11 protein-coding genes are annotated in these 16,800 nt (G+C 67.2%); 9 read left to right on the top strand and 2 right to left on the bottom strand.

The window, feature by feature from the left end; all coding sequences use genetic code 11:
• Positions 1-216: 216 nt before the first annotated feature.
• Together B6N23_RS05895 and B6N23_RS05890 are read left to right on the top strand one after the other, a co-directional pair.
• Positions 217-1,926 (top strand): DEAD/DEAH box helicase, encoded by a 1,710-nt coding sequence (locus B6N23_RS05895; protein ID WP_305502785.1) that lies wholly within the window; start codon positions 217-219, stop codon positions 1,924-1,926.
• A gap of 111 nt (positions 1,927-2,037) precedes the next feature.
• Positions 2,038-3,021 (top strand): DMT family transporter, encoded by a 984-nt coding sequence (locus tag B6N23_RS05890; protein ID WP_305502783.1) that lies wholly within the window; start codon positions 2,038-2,040, stop codon positions 3,019-3,021.
• Between the two features lie 25 nt (positions 3,022-3,046).
• Here the strand turns inward: B6N23_RS05890 and B6N23_RS05885 are convergent, their stop codons facing one another.
• Positions 3,047-3,775 (bottom strand): glutamine amidotransferase, encoded by a 729-nt coding sequence (locus tag B6N23_RS05885; protein ID WP_305502781.1) that lies wholly within the window; start codon positions 3,773-3,775, stop codon positions 3,047-3,049.
• A 21-nt stretch (positions 3,776-3,796) separates the two neighbouring features.
• Positions 3,797-4,951, bottom strand: coding sequence for an acetylornithine deacetylase (gene argE / locus B6N23_RS05880; RefSeq protein ID WP_305502779.1), 1,155 nt, complete (start codon positions 4,949-4,951; stop codon positions 3,797-3,799).
• 187 nt (positions 4,952-5,138) lie between these two features.
• On the opposite strand from argE, the gene B6N23_RS05875 reads away from it, so the two are divergent.
• The 7 genes from B6N23_RS05875 (at position 5,139) to B6N23_RS05845 (ending at position 16,766) form a co-directional block, all read left to right on the top strand.
• Complete coding sequence (locus tag B6N23_RS05875) at positions 5,139-6,272, top strand: alkene reductase (RefSeq protein WP_305502777.1); 1,134 nt, start codon at positions 5,139-5,141, stop codon at positions 6,270-6,272.
• Positions 6,273-6,477: 205 nt separating this feature from the next.
• Complete coding sequence (locus tag B6N23_RS05870; RefSeq protein ID WP_305502775.1) at positions 6,478-6,957, top strand: virulence RhuM family protein; 480 nt, start codon at positions 6,478-6,480, stop codon at positions 6,955-6,957.
• An 83-nt stretch (positions 6,958-7,040) separates the two neighbouring features.
• Complete coding sequence (hsdR, locus tag B6N23_RS05865; RefSeq protein WP_305502772.1) at positions 7,041-10,577, top strand: type I restriction-modification system endonuclease; 3,537 nt, start codon at positions 7,041-7,043, stop codon at positions 10,575-10,577.
• A 258-nt stretch (positions 10,578-10,835) separates the two neighbouring features.
• On the top strand, positions 10,836-11,996 hold the full coding sequence (locus B6N23_RS05860) for a Fic family protein (RefSeq protein ID WP_305502770.1): 1,161 nt from the start codon (positions 10,836-10,838) through the stop codon (positions 11,994-11,996).
• Positions 11,993-13,660 (top strand): class I SAM-dependent DNA methyltransferase, encoded by a 1,668-nt coding sequence (locus B6N23_RS05855; protein WP_305502767.1) that lies wholly within the window; start codon positions 11,993-11,995, stop codon positions 13,658-13,660. The genes B6N23_RS05860 and B6N23_RS05855 overlap by 4 nt, the downstream gene beginning before the upstream one ends.
• Positions 13,657-15,039, top strand: coding sequence for a restriction endonuclease subunit S (locus B6N23_RS05850; RefSeq protein ID WP_305502765.1), 1,383 nt, complete (start codon positions 13,657-13,659; stop codon positions 15,037-15,039). The genes B6N23_RS05855 and B6N23_RS05850 overlap by 4 nt, the downstream gene beginning before the upstream one ends.
• On the top strand, positions 15,036-16,766 hold the full coding sequence (locus tag B6N23_RS05845; RefSeq protein WP_305502763.1) for an SWIM zinc finger family protein: 1,731 nt from the start codon (positions 15,036-15,038) through the stop codon (positions 16,764-16,766). The genes B6N23_RS05850 and B6N23_RS05845 overlap by 4 nt, the downstream gene beginning before the upstream one ends.
• Positions 16,767-16,800 lie beyond the last annotated feature (34 nt).

The following is a 16,800-nucleotide window of genomic DNA, read 5'->3' as shown; positions in this document are numbered from 1 at the left end:
TCCCGCCACCCTGGCGAGATCGGCGCAAACGGTCGCCACAGGGTTCCTGATCGCCATCCTCGATGGCACGGGCCCGATGCCAGGTGCGACCGGCGTCCCCGACTCCGATGTCCCGTGCTGCTGCCCCTGAAGGGCGCCGCACGCCTGACCGTATTGTTCGCGTCAGGGACGCCAATGAATTTTTGCCGGCAACCCCGGCCTACCAAGGTGTGATTGATGACCCCGACTTCTGTCGCCTCGCCGAGCTTCGGTGACCTCGCTCTGCTGCCCGCCGTTCTGTCTGCTGTCGAGACCCTGGGCTACGAGACCCCCTCGCCGATCCAGATCCAGACCATTCCGGCCCTGCTGGAAGGGCGTGACATGCTGGGCCAGGCCCAGACCGGCACCGGCAAGACCGCTGCCTTCGCTCTGCCGCTGCTCTCCCGGCTCGAGCTGACCCGTCGCGAGCCCCAGGTGCTGGTGATGGCGCCGACCCGCGAGCTGGCCCAGCAGGTGGCCGTCTCCTTCAGCCGCTATGGCCAGAACCTCCAGGGCCTGGAAGTGGCGGTCCTGTGCGGCGGCCAGGAGTATCGCGAGCAGCTGGGTGCCCTGAAGCGTGGCGCCCAGGTCGTGGTCGGCACCCCCGGCCGGATCATCGATCACCTCGATCGCGGCAGCCTCAAGCTCGACGGGCTCTCCGCCCTGGTGCTGGACGAGGCCGACGAGATGCTGCGCATGGGCTTCATCGACGACGTCAAGCGCGTGGTCGCCGACACCCCGAAGGAAGCCCAGCGGGTCTTCTTCTCCGCGACCCTGCCGACCGAGATCGAGCGCATCGTCAACCGTTACCTGGTGGACCCGGTGAAGGTGGCCATCGAGTCGCGCACCACCACCGGCGAGAACATCGAGCAGCGCCTGGTGCGCGTCGATGGCGGTGCCAAGCTGGAGGCGCTGTCGCGCATCCTGGAAGTCGAGCCGGTGGATGCCGCCATCGTCTTCGTGCGTACCCGGGCCGCCTGTACCACCCTGATGGAGCAGCTCTCCGCCCGCGGCGTCAACGTGGCCAGCCTCTCCGGTGACCTGGACCAGAGCCTGCGCGAGCGCACCATCCAGCGCCTGAAGCGTGGCAAGGTCGACGTGCTGATCGCCACCGACGTGGCCGCCCGCGGCCTCGACGTGCCGCGCATCACCCACGTCTTCAACTACGACCTGCCCCAGGACTCCGAGGCCTACACCCACCGCATCGGCCGCACCGGCCGTGCCGGGCGTACCGGTATCTCGATCACCTTCGTGGGCTTCCGCGAAGGCCGCAAGGTGGGCTGGATCGAGCAGGCCACCGGCCAGAAGATGACCGAGATGGAAGTGCCCGACGAGGCCGCCATCCGCGCCCATCGCGACGAGGTCTTCCACCAGAAGGTGATCGCCGCGCTGACCGCCGGTGCCGAAGAGCAGCGCGCCCTGGTGGGCCGCCTGGTCGAGGATGGCTACGACCCCATCGAGCTGGCCTGTGCCTTCGCTCGCCTGGCCCGTGCCGACGAGGCCCCCATCGGCCGCATGCAGGCGCCGCGCAAGGAAGCCCGCAACGATCGCCCCACCCGCGACGGCAAGCCGCCGCGTCGTGAGAGCCGCGGCCCGAGCGAGGGCATGACCCGCTACCGCGTCTCCGTGGGCCACAAGGACGGCGTCAAGCCCGGCCAGCTGGTCGGGGCGCTGGCCAACGAGGGCGGCATCGAGGGCTCGCGTATCGGCCGCATCGATATCCGCACCTCCTTCTCCGTGGTGGAGCTGCCGAGCTCGCTGCCGGCCAGCATCCTGGCCAAGATGGCCCGCGCCCGCGTCGCCGGCCGCGCCCTGGAGATCAGCGAGGACAGCGGCGCCCCCGAGCGCGCCCCGCGCCGTCGTCGCGAGGATGGTGACGCGCCGATTCGTCGCCCGTCACGCGCCTGAGGTAACGGTCGCCGCCAGCGGGCGGCACCACACCCCCCGACAGGTCGGAGCTCAGCTCCGGCCTGTTGTCGTTGTGAGCCCTGAATCGTCTGCCAGCAAGGAGGAAGAGTCATGTGGAAGCGGCTGCCGTTTCGTCTGCGCGGCTACCTGATCACGGTCACCGGCGTGCTGCTGCTCTCGCCGGATGCGCTGCTGGTCAAGGACACCAGCGTGGACGTGGCCACCTTCATGTTCTGGCGAGGGCTGATGCTCGGCCTGGTGCTGCTGATGATCGCCGCGCTGCGCTATCGGGAGCGCCTGCCCCAGGCCATTCGTGCCTGCGGCCCGGCGGCGCTGTGGTGCCCGCTGGCCTTCGCCGCCAGCGCCTGGGCCTTCGTCGGCGCCACGCGGCTGACCACGGCCGGCAACGTGCTGGTGATGCTCAACCTGGCGCCGCTGGCGGCGGGGCTGATCGGCATGCTGCTGTTCGGCCAGCGGCTCCGCCGCCAGACCTGGGTGGTGATCGGGGTGTGCGTGGTCGGGGCCAGCCTGATGGCCGCCGGCGAGGTGGGGCAGGGCAGCCTGCTGGGCCTGGCCGTGGCGCTGATCATTCCGGTGGCCATCGCCGTGAATACCACGGTGGCCAGCGCCCAGCGCGGCAGCGGTACCCGGGGGCTCGACACCACCGTGGTGCTGCCGCTGGGCTGCCTGGCGATGCTGGTGCCGGCCGCGCTGATGGGGGGCGCCCAGCTGCCCGCCACCGAGGACATGCAGCGCCTGGCGCTGATGGGGCTGATCCTGCCGCTGGCCTACTTCCTGATCCAGACCGGCGCGCGCTACCTGCCCGGCGCCGAGGTCAGCCTGGTGATGCTGGTGGAGACTCTGGCCGGCACCCTGCTGGTGTGGTGGTGGGTCGGCGAGGTGCCGGCGGCACTGGCCTTCGTGGGCGGCGGCATGATCGTCGCCGCCATGCTGGCAAGCTCCCTGCGCGACCTCTACCGCCAGCGCCGCAAGGCCGCCGAGGGTGCCCCGGATGCTCGGCGCCTGCGCGACGCGGCGGCGGAAGCGAGCATCGAACGCGGCGAGCCCGCTCCGCCGGTGGGCGAGCGCCACTGAGCCAGCGGGTTCTGATCCGACGAGTTCAGTCTCGGCGCGACGGCTCCCCTGCCACCGCCTCGGCGACGCGCGCCAGCAGCGAGCCGGCCTCGGGGGTGGCGCCGACGCCGGCCAGCAGCGCCTCCGGGTCCTGGCCCTGGTCGCGCAGCGCCGCGACCTGGCGGGCCAGGTAGGCGCGCATCACCTCGGGGGTGAACTCCGGGTGGAACTGCACGCTCCACTGGCGTGGCCCGTAGCGCAGCGCCTGATGGGCGTCGTGGGCGTTGCGGGCCAGCACCACGGCGTCTTCCGGCGCCTCGAGCACCGCCTGGGCATGGGTCAGCTGGGCCGGGAAGCGCTCCGGCAGCTGGCCGAGCAGGGCGTCCGCGCGGCCCGCCTCGGTGAGCGTCACCTCATGGGTGCCGGACTCGCGTCCCGCCGGATGGTAGTCGCTTACCCCGCCGAACGCCGCGGCCATCAGCTGGTGGCCGTAGCAGACCCCGAGCATGGCCGTGTTGCGCTCGCGCGCCTCCACCAGCCAGGGCTTCAGCGCCTCGCTCCAGGGCTCGGCGTCGCTGACCATGGCGTGGGAGCCGGTGATATAGAGGCCGTCGATCTCCTCGAGGGCGGGCAGCGGCTCGTGGCGGGCGTCGAACACCGCGGCGTCGAAGCCGGCGGCGGCGAGCACCTGCTGGAACAGCGCCTCGAAGTCGCCGTGGGCCTCCACCACCTCGGGGAAGGCGTCACCGGTCTTGACGATCAGCAGTCGGGGCATAGGGGGTATCCTCTTTCTAAATCAGGCGCGGCGCAGCCGCTCGCCCAGGGCGGTCATGAACGCCGCGCCGGCCTCGAGCTGCTCGATGTCGATGTATTCGTCGGGTTGATGGGCCTGGCCGATGCTGCCCGGGCCGCAGATCACCGTGGGCAGGCCCTTGCGCTGGAACTGGCCCGCCTCGGTGGCGTAGGCCACCGCGCCGGCGGGGCGCTCGCCCAGCAGCGCATGGCACAGCGCCAGCACCTCGGCGTTGTTGTCGTCGGCCAGCGCCGGCACCGTCTCGTTGAGCGTCTGGGTGACGATGCTCGCCTCCGGGGCGCGGCTCTGCATCTCGGCCTCGAGCTCGGCGGCCCGGGCGTTGACCCGGCCCAGCAGCTCCTCGAAGCGGTCCGACGGCAGGTGACGGATCTCCCACTCGAAGGTGCACTCCCGGGCCATGATGTTGATGGCCGTGCCGCCGGCGATCTTGCCTACGTGCAGGCTCGAGTGCACCACGTTGAAGGCCTCGTCCACCCGCCCTTCGGCGCGCAGCTCGGCCATCACCTCCTCGATGTAGGTGACCAGCCGGGCCGCCACGTGGATCGCCGAGACCCCCTGGTTGACCTGGCTGGAGTGGCTCGCGCGCCCGGTCACGGTGGTACGCAGATTGGTGGCCCCCTTGTGGGCCACCACCGGGTGCATCATGGTCGGCTCGCCGACGATCACCGCGGCGGGCCGTGGGTGCTCGGCCATCAGCCGCTCGATCATGCGCGGCGCGCCGATGCAGCCCACCTCCTCGTCGTAGGAGAGCGCCAGCCAGATGGGCGTCTTGAGGTCGAGGGTCACCCAGCGAGGCACCTCGGCCAGGGCGCAGGCGATGAAGCCCTTCATGTCGCAGGTGCCGCGGCCGTAGAGGCGGCCGTCGCCCTTGTCGATCAGGGTGAAGGGATCGGTGGACCAGGGCTGGCCGTCCACCGGCACCACGTCGGTATGGCCGGAGAGCACCACACCATCGACCACCTCCGGGCCGATGCGCGCCAGCAGGTTGGCCTTCCTGCCATCGTCGCTCTCCACCCGCCAGTGGGGCACGCCGTGCTCGTCGAGGAAGGCCTCCACGAAGGCGATCAGGTCGAGGTTGGAATCCCGGGAGACGGTGGGGAAGCCCACCAGGCGGTCGAGCATCTCGGCGGCGGTCATGGCGCGCTCCTTGGTCACGTTTCGGGAAATCCTATCACGCCCGCGGGGCAGGCCGGCGGCCTGGGCGTCATAGCCCCAGACTATCCGGTCGATGCCGTCACTCTTTCTGACAGCAGTCATTAACAGGCTTAAGATGTCGGGCGACGACGGATACCCGTCCATTCACTCTTCATCTGGAGGCGTCTTGATGCCGGATACATCCTTCTCCAACCCCGGGCTCTTCACCCCGCTGCAGCTGGGCAGCCTCAGCCTGCCCAACCGCGTGATCATGGCGCCGCTGACCCGCTCGCGCACGCCGGACAGCGTTCCCGGCAGGTTGCAGCAGATCTACTATGGCCAGCGCGCCAGCGCCGGGCTGATCATCAGCGAGGCCACCAATATCTCGCCCACCGCCCGCGGCTACGTCTACACGCCGGGGATCTGGACCGACGCGCAGGAAGCCGGCTGGAAGGGCGTCGTCGAGGCGGTGCATGCCAAGGGCGGGCGCATCGCCCTGCAGCTGTGGCACGTCGGCCGTGTCTCCCACGAGATGGTCCAGCCCGACGGCCAGCAGCCCGTGGCACCGAGCGCCCTCAAGGCCGAGGGGGCGGAATGCTTCGTCGAGTTCGAGGACGGCACGGCGGGGCCGCACCCCACCAGCACGCCGCGGGCGCTTGAGACCGACGAGATCCCCGGCATCGTCGAGGACTACCGCCAGGCTGCGCAGCGCGCCAAGCGTGCCGGCTTCGACATGGTCGAGGTCCACGCCGCCAACGCCTACCTGCTCAACCAGTTCCTCGCCACCGGCACCAACCGGCGCACCGACCAGTACGGCGGCTCCATCGAGAACCGGGCGCGCTTCCCGCTGGAGGTGGTCGACGCCGTGGCCGAGGTGTTCGGGCCCGAGCGGGTCGGCATCCGCCTGACCCCCTTCATCGAGTTGTTCGGCCTCACCGACGAGGAGCCCGAGGCGATGGCCCTGTACCTCGCCGACGAGCTCAACCGTCGCGGCCTGGCCTACCTCCACTTCAACGAGCCCAACTGGGCCGGTGGTGACATTACCTTCCCCGAGGGCTTCCGTGAGCAGATGCGCGAGCGCTTCAAGGGCGGGCTGATCTACTGCGGCAACTACGACGCCGAGCGCGCCCAGGCCCGCCTGGATGACAACACCGCCGACGCCGTGGCCTTCGGCCGCCCCTTCATCGCCAACCCCGACCTGCCCGAGCGCTTCCGCCTGGGGGCCGCCCTCAACGAGCCCGACCATAGCACCTTCTACGGTGGTGCCGAGGCTGGCTACACCGACTATCCCTTCCTCGATAACGGCCACGACCGGCTCGGCTGAGTCGGCGTCCGCCCCTGAAGGTAGCAAGCCCGGCCAGCGTGCCGGGCTTTTTGATGATGAAGCGGGTGGTGCGGGGCATCGTCGGTGATTGGCGCACATCAACACCGCGGCGTAGCATCCACAGAACGCATTGCCAGGGACCGCCAGCCGGGACGGCCATCGGCAAGTTCAGGCAGGGGTAGGCCGCAGCTTCAGGGAGCAGGATATGAACACCAGTAGCCAGGCACCCATCGTCATCTATCAAGAGGCCGATCAGCAGGTCGAGGTGCGGCTGGACGTGGAGCAGGGCACCGTCTGGCTGACGCAAAGGCAGATGGCTGAGCTATTCGGTAAGGATGTCCGCACCGTTAATGAGCATCTGCTGAACGTCTATTCCGAAGGAGAGCTGGAGCGTGATTCAACTATCCGGAAATTCCGGATAGTTCGGCAGGAGGGCGCGCGAAAGGTCTCTCGGAGCATTGAGCACTACAATCTGGATGTCATCATTTCGGTGGGGTATCGGGTCAAGTCTCCACAAGGCACCCGCTTCCGCCAGTGGGCGACCCGGGTGCTGCGCGAGCACCTCACCCAGGGCTGGACCCTGAGCCGGCAGCGCTTCGAGGAGAACGCCCGCGAGCTGGAGGCCGCCATGGCTCTGGTGCGCAAGACCGCCGGCAGCCCGGCGCTGGCCCCCTCCCCGAAATAGTGGCAGGCTAAGGATATGTCGGACCCACCCTGCCGGGAGAGCGGGGGAGTCACGCTCAGGCAAACCGGGAACGGGTACCACCTATGCAGGGACCACCAGGCCGCGGGGATGGCGGCAGCGCCGGGCAGGATGCCGGCGGCAACTTCGCCTTTCTGACCGGCCACGACCCGGTCTTTCTCGAGCTCGCCGCCAGCGCCGAGCGCGCCTTCAGTCACGATCCCAACACCACCCTGATCAAGCTGCGCCAGCTCGGCGAGGCCATGGCCCAGGACATCGCTGCCCGTCTGGGCATCGGAGTGGACGAGCGTACCGGCCAGCGCGACCTCCTTTACCGCATCGACAGCGCCCTGGGGCTCGACCCCACCGTGCGTGAGCTCTTCCACACCCTGCGCATCGAAGGCAACCGCGCCACCCACCAGTTCCGCACCCAGCACCGCGAGGCGATCCAGGGACTCAAGGTCGCCCGCAGCCTGGCGGTCTGGTTTCATCGCGCCTTCGCTGACCCCGACTTCAAGCCCGGCGCCTTTCGTCCACCGGAAGACCCCAGCCGCGAGCTGCGCGAGCTCCAGGCCCAGATGGCGCGCCTGCAGGGCGAGCTGGTCACTGCCACCGAGCAGGCCGATGCCCAGCGCCAGCTGGCCGAGCTGGAAGCCCGCGAGAAGCAGGAGTACGCCGAGCTTGCCGAGGCCATGGACGAGGAGGCCCGCGCCCTGGCCGAGCAGTCGCGGGCCCAGCAGGCGGAACTCGAACGCCGCGAGCGGGAGTTCCAGCGGCGCCTGGCCGAGCAGGCTCGCACGGGGGCCGAGAGCGAGCCGCCCCGGGCGCTGCGCCAGCGGGTCGGTCAGGCCGACCGCGCGCTCAACGCCCAACTGGGTCTGGATGAAGAGCTCACCCGCCTGCTGATCGACCAGCAGCTCCAGGAGGCCGGCTGGGAGGCCGATACCCTGGAACTCACCTGGCAGAAGGGCGTGCGCCCGGAGGCCGACCGGACCCTCGCCATCGCCGAGTGGGAGCTGCCCAACGGCCAGCGCGCCGACTACGTGCTGTTCCATGGGCTGGTGCCTATCGGCGTGGTGGAGGCCAAGCGCCAGAATATCGACGTGGCCGGCAAGCTCGCCCAGGCGGAGCGTTACGCCCGCGGCTTCGATCGGCGCGGCTTTGCCGGCGGCATCACCCCGGCGTGGGAGGAGGAGGGGCGCACCGTCGCCTGGCCCGACGACGCCGAGGGCCATTTTCATGTGCCCTTCGTCTTCTCGTGCAACGGCCGGCCCTATCTGCCGCAGCTGGCCGAGAAGTCCGGCATCTGGTTCCGCGACGTGCGCGAACCCGGCAACCTGGCCCGGGCGCTGCCGCACTTCCACAGCCCCGAGGGCCTGCTCGACCGCCTCAAGCGCAGCCGTGCCCTTGCCGAGCAGCGCCTGCGCGAGGAGGACTTCGGCTACCTGCGCCTGCGCGACTATCAGGAGAACGCCATCCGTGCCGTGGAGGCCGCCCTGGAAGAGGGCGCGCCCCGTGCGCTGCTGGCCATGGCCACCGGCACCGGCAAGACTCGCACCATCATTGGCCTGATCTACCGATTCCTGAAGACCGAGCGCTTTCGCCGCGTGCTCTTCCTGGTGGATCGCACCGCCCTGGGCCAGCAGGCCCAGGACGCCTTCGACGAGGCGCCGCTGGAGCAGAATCACACGCTTTCACAGATCTACAACGTCGCCACCCTGGGCGACATGGCCGCCGAGGCCGAGACCCGGGTGCAGGTCGCCACGGTGCAGGCTATGGCGCGGCGGCTCTTCATGGCCGACGCCCCGCCGCCGGTGGACGCCTACGATTGCATCATCGTGGACGAGGCCCACCGCGGCTACACCCTGGATCAGGAGATGACCGAGGGGGAGCTGGCCACCCGCGACGCCGGCCAGTATCTCTCCCGCTACCGCCGCGTGCTCGACCACTTCGACGCCGTGCGCATCGGGCTCACCGCCACACCGGCCAAGCACACCAGCGAGATCTTTGGCCGGCCGGTCTTCACCTACTCCTACCGGGAGGCGGTGGCCGACGACTGGCTGATCGACCACGAGCCGCCGATCCGCTACGAGACCCTGCTCAGCCAGAAGGGCATCCACTTCGCGAAGGGCGAGACGGTCAGCCTGATCGATTCCCGCACCGGCGAGGTGGAGAGCGCCGAGCTGGAGGACGAGCTCGACTTCGAGATCGAGGCCTTCAACCGGCGGGTGATCGCGCCGGAGTTCAACCGTGTGATCTGCGAACAGCTGGCCCGGGAGCTCGACCCCTTCGGCGAGGAGAAGACGCTGATCTTCTGCGCCACCGACCTGCACGCCGACATGGTCAAGCGCCTGCTCGACGAGGCCTTCCACGCCCACTACGGCGAGGCCTACCGCCAGGCCGCGGTGGCCAAGATCACCGGCAAGGCGGACAAGGTCGACGACCTGATCCGCCGCTACAAGAACGACAAGTACCCCAATATCGCCATTACCGTGGACCTGCTCACCACCGGCATCGACGTGCCGCGCATCTGCCACCTGGTGTTCCTGCGCCGGGTGAAGTCGCGCATCCTCTATGAGCAGATGATCGGCCGCGCCACCCGCCGCTGCGACGAGATCGGCAAGACGGTGTTCACCATCTACGATCCGGTGGACCTCTATGCGGCGCTCGCCGAGGTCAACACCATGCAGCCGCTGGTCAAGGACCCCGGCGTGACACTGGAGCAGCTGCACGAGGAGCTCAGCGACCCGGCGCAGCTGGCGCGGGCCCTGGAGGCCCCCGGCCAGGCGGCCGGGGAGAGCCACGCCGATGACGTCCTCGACCAGTACAGCCAGATGCTGATGCGAGTGATGCGCAAGGCTACCAAGCACGCCGAAGGGCGCGACGACCTGCGCCAGCAGCTGGAGAGCCTCGAGCAGAGCTGGGGCGTGGCGCCGGAGAAGCTCCACCAGCACCTGCGCGAGCTGGGCCCCCGGGCCGCGGCCAGCTTCCTGCACCAGCATGCCGGCCTGCTTGGCCAGGTGGCCGAGGTGAAGACGCTGCTCGGCAGCGAGCGTCTGCCGCTGATCTATGAAGGCAGCGACGAGCTGCTGGGCCGCACCCAGAGCTACGGGGTGCACGAGAAGCCCGCCGACTACCTGGAGAGCTTCGAGGCCTTCATATGCGAGCGGCTCAACGACTCGGTGGCGCTGGGCGTGGTGGTCAATCGCCCCCGGGACCTCACCCGCGAGACCTTGAAGGAGGTGCGCCTGCTGCTCGACGGCGCCGGCTACAGCGAGGCCCGGCTGGAGAGCGCCTGGCGTAACACCACCAACCAGGAGATCGCTGCCAGCATCGTCGGCCATATCCGCCGTGCCGCCCTGGGCGAGGCGCTGGTGCCCTTCGAGCAGCGGGTGCGCGACGCCATGCAGCGCATCTACGCCCTGCATAGCTGGACACCCGCCCAGCGCAAGTGGCTCGACCGCCTGGCCAAGCAGCTCACCCACGAAGTGGTGCTCGACCGCGACTTCATTCACCAGCGCTTCGCCGAGCAGGGGGGCATCCAGCGCCTGGATGCCGTGCTCGACCATCACCTCGACGAGGTCCTCGAGGCCCTCAACGATGCCCTCTGGGAGGCGAGCTGACATGTTCAAGAAATGCGATTTTTTCGACAGGTTGCGCGGACATGTCGATGGCGTCGACATGTCTCGAGGACATGTTCAAGAAAGCCGTTTTTTTCGACAGGTCCCCTGGATATGTCGATGCCATCGCCACGACGGCCCCCGTAGAGCGGCGAGAAGGTAAAATAGCGGCAGGCCTTATTTTAATTTCAGGCGTAACTTAAAATAAGGCGCGACGCTATTTTACCCAGGCCCGCTTTCGAGCGGTGAGAGGGAGCCCCCATGGAACGCGGACTCACAGGCCACTACGAGGAGAGCATCGCTGGCGGCGTGCGCTGCCAGGCGTTCATCCCCGACCCGCTGCCGCCACGGCCGGCGCTGGCGCTCGACGGCAAGCTGCAGGGACGCATCAATCAGGCGATGCTGGCGCTGGGCCGTCTCGACGCCATCAGCACCCTGCTGCCCGACGCCTCACTCTTCCTCTACAGCTATGTACGCAAGGAAGCCGTCATGTCGTCGCAGATCGAGGGCACCCAGTCCTCGCTCAGCGACCTGATGCTCTACGAGATGGAGGGTATGCCGGGCGTACCCATGGACGACGTGCAGGAAGTCTCCTGCTACGTGAATGCGCTGATGCTGGGCGTGCAGCGCATCCGAGAGGGCTTCCCCATCAGCCATCGCGTGGCGATGGAAATGCACACGACGCTGATGACGTCCGGACGTGGCATCAATCGGATGCCAGGGGAGTTTCGCAGCAACCAGGTGTGGCTCGGGGGGCACCGCCCCGATGAGGCGGTCTTCGTGCCGCCGCCGCCTCATCGGCTGGCCGAGTGCTGGGCGGCGCTGGAGCGCTTCATCAACGACATGCCCGAGGCCACCGACCCACTGATCAAGGCCGCCCTGACCCACGTGCAGTTCGAGACCATCCACCCCTTCATGGATGGCAACGGGCGCCTGGGTCGTCTGCTGATTCCGCTGATCCTGGTGGAAGCGGGCATCCTCAGCGAGCCCCTGCTATACCTGTCGGTGTTCTTCAAGAAGCATCGCCAGGTCTACTACGAGCGTCTGCAGCAGGTACGGGTCACCGGCGACTGGGAGGCCTGGCTGCTGTTCTTCGTGGACGCCGTGGCCGAGACTGCCAATCAGGCAGTTGCAACGGCTCGGCGGCTCAACCAGCTGCGCGAGCAGGACAAGGCGCGCCTCGGCGAGCTGGGTCGCCAGGCCGGCTCGGCGGGGCTGCTGCTCGACGCGCTCTTCCAGCAGCCCATCGCCAATGTCGCCCACTTGAGTGAACGCACCGGGCTGACGCCGGCCACCGTAGGGCGTGTGCTGACCCCTCTCGAAGACACCCTTGGCATCGTCCATGAGCTGACCGGCCAGAAACGCAACCGGATCTTCGCCTACCGGGCCTACATCGACATACTCAATCAGGACCCCTCATGACCCAGAACGACATCGTCCAGAAGCTGTGGAACCTCTGCGACGTGCTGCGCGACGACGGCATCAACTACTCCGACTACGTCACCGAGCTGGTGCTGCTGCTGTTCATCAAGATGGAGTACGAGAACACCCAGGCCGGGCTGCTCAACGCCCACGCCTTGCCCGAGGGCGCCCGTTGGCCGGACCTCACCGGCCGCTCGGGTCTTTCCCTGCTCAACTACTACAAGCAGATGCTGCTCGACCTCTCCAAGAGCAGCGACCGGCTGATTGCCGCCATCTACGCCGACGCCCAGACCCGCCTGCGCGAGCCGCGCCACCTGGAGCAGCTGATCCGCGACCTGGACCGCATCGACTGGTTCAGTGCCCAGAAGGATGGCCTGGGCGACCTCTACGAGGGGCTGCTGGAGAAGAACGCCAACGAGACCAAGTCCGGCGCCGGCCAGTACTTCACGCCCCGCGCGCTGATCAACGCCATGGTGCGCTGCCTGCGCCCCCGGCCCGGCGAAGTGATCCAGGACCCCGCCGCCGGCACCGCGGGCTTTCTGATCGCGGCCGATGCCTACATCAAGCAGCAGACCGATGATCACTTCGATCTCGATGCCAGGGCCCAGGCCTTCCAGAAGCTCAAGGCCTTCGTCGGCATCGAGCTGGTGCCTGGCACCCGGCGCCTGGCGCTGATGAACTGCCTGCTGCACGGCATGGAGGGCGATGACGAGGGCGTGGTGCACCTGGGCAACGCCCTGGGCGAGGCCGGCAAGGCGCTGCCCCGCGCCGACGTGATCCTCGCCAATCCGCCCTTCGGCACCGCCAAGGGCGGCGAGGCCAGCATCACCCGCGACGACCTCACCTACCGCACCAGCAACAAGCAGCTCGCCTTCCTGCAGCATATCTACCGCGGGCTCAAGCCCGGCGGCCGCGCCGCCGTGGTGCTGCCCGACAACGTGCTGTTCGAGGCGGGGCAGGGCACCGAGATCCGTCGCGACCTGATGGAGAAGTGCCACCTGCACACCCTGCTGCGGTTGCCCACCGGCATCTTCTACGCCCAGGGCGTGAAGACCAACGTGCTCTTCTTCACCCGCGGCACCGCCAAGAACCCGCACCAGGACGAGGGCTGCACCGACAACCTCTGGGTCTATGACCTGCGCACCAACATGCCGAGCTTCGGCAAGCGCACCCCCTTCACCGAGGCCCACCTCAAGCCCTTCGAACAGTGCTACAGCCCCACGGGCAGCGACGCCCTGGGCGAGCAGCTGGCCGCCCGGAAGGAGGGCGACTGGAGCTTCGGCGCCGAACAGATCGAAACTGCGAGTGTTGAAGAGAGTGCCTCCGCTGCCGACGATGCCAATGCGGGGGTGGCCGTCGTTATGGAAAAGCGGCTGCAGACCTCGCGCTGGCGCAAGTTCAGCCGCGAGTGGATTCGCGACACCAAGGGCGATTCTCTGGATATCACCTGGCTCAAGGACGCCGACAGCCTCGCCGCCGAGAACCTGCCCGAGCCCGACGTGCTCGCCGCCGAAGCCATGAGCGAGCTCACCGAGGCCCTGCGCGAACTCGATGGCCTGATGGCCGCCCTCGGCAGCCAGGACGAGGCTGCAGCACAGAAGCGGCTGCTGGCCGACGCGCTGGGGCTTGGGGATGACGCCGCAAGCGATGGGGGTAAGGCATGAGCGAGCGGGTATTGCCGGAGGGGTGGGTGAGCACGACTCTGGGTGAGCTGTGCGAACTCAATCCCAAGCAAAAGCTGGATGATGAGCTTGAAGTCGGGTTCATGCCCATGACGGGTGTGCCGACCACTTTTCACGAAAAGCCAGAGTTCGAGACTCGAAAGTGGGAAGCCGTGAAGAAGGGGTATACCCAGTTCAAGGACGGCGACGTGCTATTCGCTAAGATTACCCCCTGCTTCGAGAACGGAAAGGCTACCGTTGTCGAAGGATTTCCTTGCGGTTGGGGGGCTGGTAGCACCGAGTATCATGTCCTCAGGCCCCGCGCAGAGGTTGTAGATCCTAGGCTGCTGTTGGCATTTGTCAGAACGAAAGATTTTCTTAATAATGGTGAGCTGAATATGTCCGGTTCTGTCGGGCATAAGCGGGTGCCAAAGGATTTTATTGCCAGCTATTCTTTCCCATTGATGCCGAAAGAAGAGCAAAAGCTTATCGCCGATAAGCTGGATGAGCTGCTGGCTCAGGTCAATAACCTGAAAACCCGCCTGGATGCCATTCCCGCTATCCTCAAACGCTTTCGGCAGTCCGTGCTGGCGGCAGCGGTGAGTGGGAGCCTGACTGATGGCTGGCGTGGGGCTCCCGAACTTACGGGGTGGGAGGATGTTTATCTGGGAGACGTGATCGAAAAGCCTAGGTACGGAACGTCTTCAAAATCACAGAAACATGGCGATGTTCCAGTGCTGAGAATGGGGAATCTTCAGCAAGGTGAGATTGACTGGGGCGATCTTGTCTATACTTCGGATCCTTCAGAGATTGAAAAATACACGTTGAAGAAGGGGGATGTGCTGTTCAATAGGACGAATAGCCCTGATCTGGTGGGTAAGACGTCGATCTATAGAGGTGGAAGGGAAGCAGTTTATGCGGGTTATCTGATTTGCCTTCGGTCCAAGAGTCGGTTGGTTCCCGATTACTTGAACTATCACCTAAATAGTCCGCGTGCCAGGCGCTACTGTAAATTGGTGAAGTCTGACGGTGTCAGCCAGTCAAATATCAATGCAAAAAAGGTGGCCGCATACCCGATGTTGCTGCCACCGATTGAAGAGCAAGCCGAAATCGTCCGCCGCGTCGACCAGCTCTTCGCCTTCGCCGATCAGATCGAGCAGCAGGTCGCTAACGCCCAGACCCGTGTCGACAAGCTGACCCAGTCCATTCTTGCCAAGGCCTTCCGCGGCGAGCTGACCGCCGAATGGCGTGCCGAAAACCCCGAGCTGATCAGCGGCGAGCACTCCGCCGAGGCGCTGCTGGAACGGATCAAGGCGGAAAAGGCGAAGCAGAAGCCGGCCAAGACACGGCGGGGCGGCAGGAAGGCAACGGTGACATCATGACGCGACACAACGAGACGGCACTGCTTGCCGACGAGCAGCTCGTGCGGCTCGCCGGCGAGGCCGCCTTCGAGCGCGGCGTGGCCTATTTCCGGCAGGGCCAGGTGCTGGGCTGGAACCGGCAGGGGAATACCGTCACCGCCCAGGTCGCGGGCAGCGAAAGCTATCGGGTGACCCTGCGGCTCAATCCCCGTGGCCTGGAGGGCGGCTGTGACTGCCCGGCCTCCGAGGGCATCGATTTCTGCAAGCACTGCGTGGCCACTGCCCTGGCCTATCGGGCGGAGCAGGCGGAGCAGCAGCGCTTGATGACGGGGGGAGAGAGAGGCCGCCTGCTCGCCTATCTGCAGCAGTTGGACAAGGACTCGCTGGTGGAGGCGCTGGCCGAACTGATCGAGGAGGACCCGGTGCGGCGGCATCAGTGGTCGCTGCGTGCCGATGCGGTGCTCGGCGTGCTCGATCACAAGGCGCTGAAGAAGCGCATCACCGCGGCCTTTCCGCTAAAGCGCCACCTGCATCGCTACGGCCAGGTGCGGCCCTATTTCGCCAAGGCGGAGGCCGTGGTCGACCAGCTTGCCGAGCAGGCGCCGCAGTTGCCGCCTGATACCTGCCTGACCCTGGTGGAGTACGCCCTGTCGCGCCTGGCCCGAGCGCTCGAGACCATCGACGATTCCGGCGGCTTCCGCTTCCACTGCGAAGAGACGCTGCAGAAGCTGCACGTGCAGGCCGCACAAAGGCTCGATTGGTCCGCCGAGACGCTGGCGGCCCACCTCTATGAGATCGCCTTCGGGGATAGTCATGATTTCTACCCGAAGATTCCCGATGCCTACGCCGAGGCCCTGGGCAGCGAGGGAATGGACGCCTACCTGACCCTGCTGCAGCGGGTCTGGGACGCCTTGCCGAGCCTGACCGCCAAGGCGAGCTGGTCCAAGAAGTTCCACTATGAGCGGCTGCGCGAGCCCCTGCTGAAGCGCGCCGAGGCGAGTGGCGATGTCGCCACCATCCTGGCGCTGCATCAGAAGAGCGCCACCGAGGTGCAGGACTACCTGAAGATTGCCGAGCTGTGCATCGCGCATGACGCCTGGGACCAGGTGGAGCTGTGGCTCGCCCGGGCGGCCAGGGCCGAGGACGAGCGCTACCCGCACTGGCGGCGCGAGCGCGAGCGGCTGCAGATACGCCTGCTGCTGCATCGCGGCGAAGCCGAAAAGGCGGGGCAGCTCCAGTGGCAGATCTATCAGCAGACGCAGCAGCTGGAGGATTATCGGCATCTGCTCGAGCTGGCCGATGAGTATGGCCTGGCCACCGATTATCGCCAGCGCGTCCACGATTGGCTTAAGAAGGAGATCGACAAGGCGCCCGAGGCGCCCTGGGGCTATGCGCCCCAGGTGGTCAATAGCCTGCTGGAGATCTACCTCTACGAGCACCGCCTGGAGGAGGCGCTGGCATTCAGCTCTGACCGGCCGGTGGCGGCTGGCCTGCTGCTGAGGCTGGCCCAGCAGCTGGGCAACCCCGACCAGAGCCTGCCGCTCTATCTTCGCCTGGCCCGCAGCGAAGTGCGCAACGCCGACAACCGAAGCTACCGCAGCGCCATCGCGCAGCTTCGTGAGCTGCATGGCACGCTCGAAACGCTGGAACAGCACCGGGCATTTGCCGCGGCGCTGGAAGAGTTGCGTACCGAATTCAGGCAGAAGCGCAACTTCATCAAGTGGCTGAATGAGGCCTTTCCGCCATGAGAAAAATCGGGGGCGTACCCCTGTTTCCATCTGG

The sequence above is a fragment of the Halomonas alkalicola genome (assembly GCF_030704205.1).
In the GTDB taxonomy this organism is placed as follows: Bacteria; Pseudomonadota; Gammaproteobacteria; order Pseudomonadales; family Halomonadaceae; genus Halomonas; species Halomonas alkalicola.
The sequence above is the reverse complement of the archived record's forward strand: the minus strand, read 5'-3'. Positions and strand labels throughout refer to the sequence as shown.